The organism is Acidovorax sp. LjRoot204, from assembly GCF_056175785.1.
This window is the reverse complement of the sequence record NZ_JBGFFF010000232.1, coordinates 1-5,118: the sequence shown is the minus strand read 5'-3', so window position 1 is coordinate 5,118 and position 5,118 is coordinate 1. Positions and strand designations below refer to the sequence as shown.

7 protein-coding genes are annotated in these 5,118 nt (G+C 65.5%); 2 read left to right on the top strand and 5 right to left on the bottom strand.

Annotated features, from left to right (window positions below):
- Positions 1 to 723 (top strand): NAD(P)/FAD-dependent oxidoreductase (locus AC04MI_RS23335; protein ID WP_476498827.1); only part of this gene is annotated, 723 nt, incomplete at its 5' end.
- 28 nt (positions 724 to 751) lie between these two features.
- Here AC04MI_RS23335 and AC04MI_RS23330 read toward each other — a convergent pair.
- The 3 genes from AC04MI_RS23330 to AC04MI_RS23320 all read right to left on the bottom strand — a co-directional run bounded on the left by AC04MI_RS23330 (position 752) and on the right by AC04MI_RS23320 (position 3,231).
- Positions 752 to 967 carry a YjfB family protein gene (locus AC04MI_RS23330; protein WP_056744641.1) on the bottom strand — a complete coding sequence of 72 codons (216 nt, stop codon included), beginning with the start codon at positions 965 to 967 and terminating at the stop codon, positions 752 to 754.
- A 100-nt stretch (positions 968 to 1,067) separates the two neighbouring features.
- Positions 1,068 to 2,483: a dihydrolipoyl dehydrogenase gene (locus AC04MI_RS23325; protein WP_395454450.1), complete on the bottom strand. Its 1,416-nt coding sequence runs from the start codon at positions 2,481 to 2,483 to the stop codon at positions 1,068 to 1,070.
- Positions 2,484 to 2,637: 154 nt separating this feature from the next.
- The gene (locus AC04MI_RS23320) at positions 2,638 to 3,231 is read right to left on the bottom strand and encodes an IMPACT family protein (protein WP_476498826.1); all 594 of its coding nucleotides are present in this window, start codon (positions 3,229 to 3,231) and stop codon (positions 2,638 to 2,640) included.
- A gap of 226 nt (positions 3,232 to 3,457) precedes the next feature.
- Between AC04MI_RS23320 and AC04MI_RS23315 the strand changes: the two genes are divergently transcribed.
- Complete coding sequence (locus AC04MI_RS23315; protein WP_395454454.1) at positions 3,458 to 3,658, top strand: hypothetical protein; 201 nt, start codon at positions 3,458 to 3,460, stop codon at positions 3,656 to 3,658.
- A 41-nt stretch (positions 3,659 to 3,699) separates the two neighbouring features.
- Here the strand turns inward: AC04MI_RS23315 and AC04MI_RS23310 are convergent, their stop codons facing one another.
- Complete coding sequence (locus AC04MI_RS23310) at positions 3,700 to 4,245, bottom strand: GNAT family N-acetyltransferase (protein ID WP_395454456.1); 546 nt, start codon at positions 4,243 to 4,245, stop codon at positions 3,700 to 3,702.
- Positions 4,246 to 4,308: 63 nt separating this feature from the next.
- On the bottom strand, positions 4,309 to 5,118 hold an 810-nt coding region (locus AC04MI_RS23305; protein ID WP_476498825.1), incomplete at its 5' end, for a bifunctional helix-turn-helix transcriptional regulator/GNAT family N-acetyltransferase.

Here is a 5,118-nt window from a genome sequence, read left to right as displayed (position 1 = left end):
GGCATGAGCGAGCCCGAGGCGGCCGACATTGATGTGAACGCCCTGCACCAGGGCTACCTGCGCGGCCTGCGCCAGCGCGGCGGCCAGGTGCTGACGAACGCCGAGGTCATGGCTGTGCGCCGCGAGGGTGATGTATGGCAAGTGACGCTGGCCGATGGGCGGGTGTTTGCTGCCCCCACCATCGTCAATGCTGCGGGCGCCTGGGCCGATGTGGTGGCGGGCCTGGCCGGTGTGCCACCCATCGGGCTGGAGCCGCGCCGCCGCACGGCATTCACCTTCCCGGTGCCCGAGGGCATGGATGCCACCCACTGGCCAGCCGTGATTGGCATCGACGAGAGCTTTTACTTCAAGCCCGACGCGGGGCAACTACTGGGCTCACCGGCCAATGCCGACCCTACACATCCGCACGATGTGGTGCCGGAAGAGCTCGACGTGGCCACCGGGATTTATCACATCGAGGAAATGACACGCTTCCAGATCCGCCGGCCGTCGCACACCTGGGCCGGACTGCGCTCCTTCGTGTCGGATGGCGACATGGTAATCGGCTGGGACAACCACGTGCCCGGCTTCTTCTGGCTGGCCGGGCAGGGCGGATACGGGATTCAGAGCGCGGCGGGCGCCTCGTTGCTGGCGCGGCAACTGTTGCGGGGCGAGCCGCTGGCCGAGGAGCTGGTGCGCGAGGGCGTGGGGGTGGAAGGGCTGTCGCCTGCGCGTTTGCGCTGAGGTGCCCAGACGGGAGGGGCTCAGCCTCTCAGGCGAAGGTGTTGACGTTGGTGCCCAGCGTGCCGCTGGTGGCCAGCTGGGGCTGGGGCATGGACTGCTGCATGGCGTCGATCATGGTGGCGGCCGATACGGCCTGCATGTCCAGCGCCTTTTTCAGTACCACCATGTTCAAGGCGTCCGACGTCTTGGCGCTAGCCAGGTTGGTAGCGGTGTTGACGATGCTGTTGGTCAGGGCGACGTCCATGGTGACTCCTCGGGGCAATGGTGGATTATCGGCGCGGCAGAACGCGGCTTGAGCGTTGTTACATGTTCAGAGGTGGTGGACCTGCCCTGTAGTGCTCCGCCTAGTCCAGCGCGGGCACCCCAAGGGCTGGGCAGGCGGCCAGGTCGGAGGCGTGGGTGTGTGGCAGCTGGCGGGCTGCGTCGCGCAAGGCGGTGCGCAGGCCTTCTTCCAGCGTGGGGTGATAGAAGGGCATGCCCAAGAGGTCGTGCACTGTCAGTTGCTGCTGCACGGCCAAGGCCAGCAGGTGCGCCAGGTGCTCGCCGTCAGGGGTGCACAGCTCGGCGCCCAGCAGGCGACCACTGGCATGGTCTGCATAGACGCACAGGCGTCCATGGTTGCGCTGGGCGGTGCGGGCACGGCCCTGGTTTGTGTAGCTGGCGGTGCCGGTGACGGTGCTGTGCGCGTCCATGTCGGCCACGCGCGGTCCCACCACGGCCACGTTGGGGTCGGCGAACACGATGGAGAGCAAGGTGCGCCGCCGAAAGCGCGTGGGAGTGGGGGCCAGGGCGTTCAGGCCTGCAATATGGCCTTCATCGGCCGCCTCGTGCAGCAACGGGGTGTGGGTGTTGGCGTCACCCGCCAGAAACACCGGCAAATTGCCAATTTGCTGGGTTTGTGGGTCTACGGTGGGCAGTCCGCGCGCATCCCGCGGTACGCCCAGTGTCTCCAGGCCCAGGTGCTCAATGTTGGGCACTCGGCCCATGGCGGCGATGACCTGGTCCACTACCACGCGGTTGGCGCCGCTGGCGACTTCAATGCCTCCAGGCACTTCGCGCAGCTGCGCCTCGGCGCCCATGTGCAGAACCATGTCCTGCTTGAGCAGGGCCGCCAGCTCGGCATTCAGCGTTGGGTCGCTCAAGCCAGCCAGCGTGTGGCCAGTGGTGAACGCAGCCACCTGCAGGCCCAGCCGCGCGAGCGCTTGGGATAGCTCCACTCCAATCGGGCCCAGGCCGATCACTGCAATGCGGGGGCCTAGGGTTGGTTGTTCGAACAAGGTGTCGGTGGTGAGCATGCGGTCGCCAAATGCCAGCCATGCCTCGGGCACACGTGGGCGTGACCCCGTGGCGATGATGATGCTGCGCGTGGCGTAAGCCGTGCCATCAATGTCCACCAAACGCGGTCCCAGCAGCGTGGCGCGCCCTGACACCTGGTTGCTGCCCAGTTCATTGGTGGCTTTGAGGGCGCCCGCCACGAAGTCGTCGCGCAGTGCGCGCACGCGCTGGAGCACGGAAGGCAGGTCTGCGGTCAATGCACTGGCGCCCCGAAGGCCAAATGCTTCAAAGGTGTGGCGCCGGTGGAAAGCGTTGGCCGCCTCGATCAGCGCTTTGGACGGCATGCAGCCCACGCGGGCGCAGGTAGTGCCCCAGGGGCCTTCATTGACAATGAGGTAGCGGTCGGTGCGCTTGCGCACTTCACGCAGTGCGGCCAGGCCCGCCGTGCCTGCGCCAATGATGATGGTGTCGAGCGGTTGGGCCATGGGGCTTTCTCGGAGTCTGAAAACCCGGAGTGTGACGCGCGAGCCGCCGCAACGTTGTAGGCGCACAGGCCGTTTCAGTGAGGCCGATGAGGGCGCTTGCGCGCATGTGAAAACCGAGCTTGTTGCCCTTTGGGGGCCGGGTCTCGGCGTCCGGTCAGGCCTCGGGGTCCGTCCAGCCCACTCGGCCTTGCCCGTGGTCGTTGATGCGTTGCACAAAAGGGGCGGCTTGCGTCTGGGGCAGGCGCAGCTGCAAGGTGACCAGGGTGCCATGCTGCACGTCCACCAATTCGGCGCCAGCAGCTTCAATTTCGCGGCGCAGCAGGCCTTCCAAGGCATAGGGCACCTGGCACTGCAACAGGGCCATGCGCTGCAGCGTGACCTTGGGGGCCGTCAGCAGTGCCTGGGCAATTGTGTCGGTGTAGGCGCGCACCAGTCCGCCCGCGCCCAGCTTGACGCCGCCAAAGTAGCGCACCACCGTGGCCAGCACGCCTTCCAGGTCCTGGTGGCGCAAAACGTCCAGCATAGGGCKGCCAGCGGTGCCGCCGGGCTCTCCGTCGTCCACCGCAGCCGACTGTCCGCCCGCCAGTAGCGCCCAGCAGATATGGGCTGCGCCAGGGTGTTGCTTCCACAGCGCATCCACTGCCGCCTGCGCGCTAGCGCGGTCGGCCATGGGCTGCACGCAGCCGATGAAGCGGCTTTTCTTGATGATGAGTTCGCTGTGCGCCGGGGCAGCCAGAGTCTGGGGCATGGGGCAGCGAGTGTACGGCGAGCGCTTTGGGTGCCAGCAGGGGGCCGTGTGTGACGGAAGTCACAGCACGGACCCTGAAGGGTATGGATCGGCACAAATCGCGTTGGGAATGTGCGTTCTGTCACACATGCCATAGGCGTGGGTTCCTACACTGCTGACTTGTTGCTGTGGCCTACGCTGTTGCTACGCATTTGAAAGCACTCGGGCCATCAGAAAAGGAACCGCCATGTTTGCCACTTCGCTCTCTGCACCTTTGCCTACCTCCCTCGCCGGCCATCTGTTTGGCCGTTTCATTTCTCCCTCGGTCTCCCACGCATCGGGTGCCAGCACGGTGGCATCGACCGGCGCGATGCCAAACGCAATGGAAGAGCACGACGACGAGATGCCGGACCTGGCGCAGCGCGTGCGGGAAATCGGCGAGTGGTGATACGGCGTGCTGCGTAACGTAACAAGCCACGCAGCGTCCCTTCAGCCGGTGTCGCCCATGCAACCATCTGCTGCGCCCAGGTCGCGTGCCATGAGCACGCTGGTGTAGTTGGTCAAAGGGCGCCAGTCGCACTCGCCGACCACCCTGTAACCCCAGGATTCATACATCGCTATCAAGGCCGTGGCCGGTTGCGCAGTGTCCAGCGCCATCACCCGGGCGCCCGCTCTGCGGGCATAGTCCAGGGCATAGGCGTGCAGCTGTGTGCCGTAACCCCGGCCTTTGGCGTCAGGGGTAATGCAGAACTGGCACAAAGACCACACCGAAGGGTCGCGGTACAGCGGCACCGAGGATTCGGGTTGCGGCGGTCGCAGCGTGACAGTGCCCACATAGTCTTCGCCGTCCAGCATCACCAACCCCGTGCCTGAAGCAAACCGCTTCGCCGTATCTTCCACAGACTGGTGGGTGCCCCAGTAGCGCAGACCCCGCAGCGCGTGGGGTGCATAGGCGCAGTGGATGAGGGTGGTCAAGCGTGCGAGGTCATCGTCGGCCGTGACCTGGCGAATCAAAAGCGAATCGGACAAAGTCATCGAGATACTCCGTGGCCTCGCGTTGAAGGCCGCTGGTCGGTCAGCGGGTCGTGTTGCCTCATTTCAAAGCTCTAGCTCCCAGGTCTCTCCCACCAATTGCTGACCAAAGCCTTCGTAGGGCTCGGTCTTGACCAGCCTAAAACCGCGCTGACCGTAGATGCCACGCGCAGCTGTGAGGCAGCTGTTGGTCCATAGAACCATCTTTTTGTAACCTTTTCCACGCGCAAAGGCAATGCATTCGTCGGTGAGGCGGGCGCCCAGGCCGAGGCCCCTGGCTTTGGGGCTGAGGATGAGCATGCGCAGCTGCGCCGTGGTGGCAGATTTGCGCACCACAAACACCGAGCCCACGCGCTCGCCGTTCAGCTCGGCGATCCAGGCTTTCTCCCATGCGGGCTGGAACTTGTGCAAGAACTGCGCTGCGATGTCTGCCACCAATGCCTCAAAACGGTTGTCCCAGCCGTACTCGCGYSCATAGAKCTCGCCRTGCTGCTGCACYACCCAGCCCATGTCGCCGGGCARMGGGTCGCGCAGGACGGCGATTCGGGTGCCATCCGCAGCGTTGGAGGGGGAGGACAGCAGGGTTTCGATCCGTTCCATCGCCTCCACGACCTCCTGGCGCCGAGCCGGGGGCAAGGGAGCCAGCAGTGCTGCAGCTTCGTCGCGCGAACGCTGCTGCAGCGGCTCGAACGCCTCGCGTCCAGCAGCGGTGAGCGTGACCAGGCTTTGCCGCGCGTCCTTGGCGTTGGCATGCCGTTCTATCCACCCGGCCTGCTCAAAACGCCGCAATATCCTGCTCATGTACCCGCCGTCCAGTCCCAGTTCCCGCGCGAGTTCGCTGGCCACAGGGGCTTCGCGATGGGCCAGTTCGTAGAG

Coding starts and splice junctions, on each gene's coding strand:
- AC04MI_RS23330 (WP_056744641.1), bottom strand. CDS start 967: ATGGACGTCGCCCTGACCAACAGCATCGTCAACACCGCTACCAACCTG.
- AC04MI_RS23325 (WP_395454450.1), bottom strand. CDS start 2,483: ATGGCCCAACCGCTCGACACCATCATCATTGGCGCAGGCACGGCGGGC.
- AC04MI_RS23315 (WP_395454454.1), top strand. CDS start 3,458: ATGTTTGCCACTTCGCTCTCTGCACCTTTGCCTACCTCCCTCGCCGGC.
- AC04MI_RS23310 (WP_395454456.1), bottom strand. CDS start 4,245: ATGACTTTGTCCGATTCGCTTTTGATTCGCCAGGTCACGGCCGACGAT.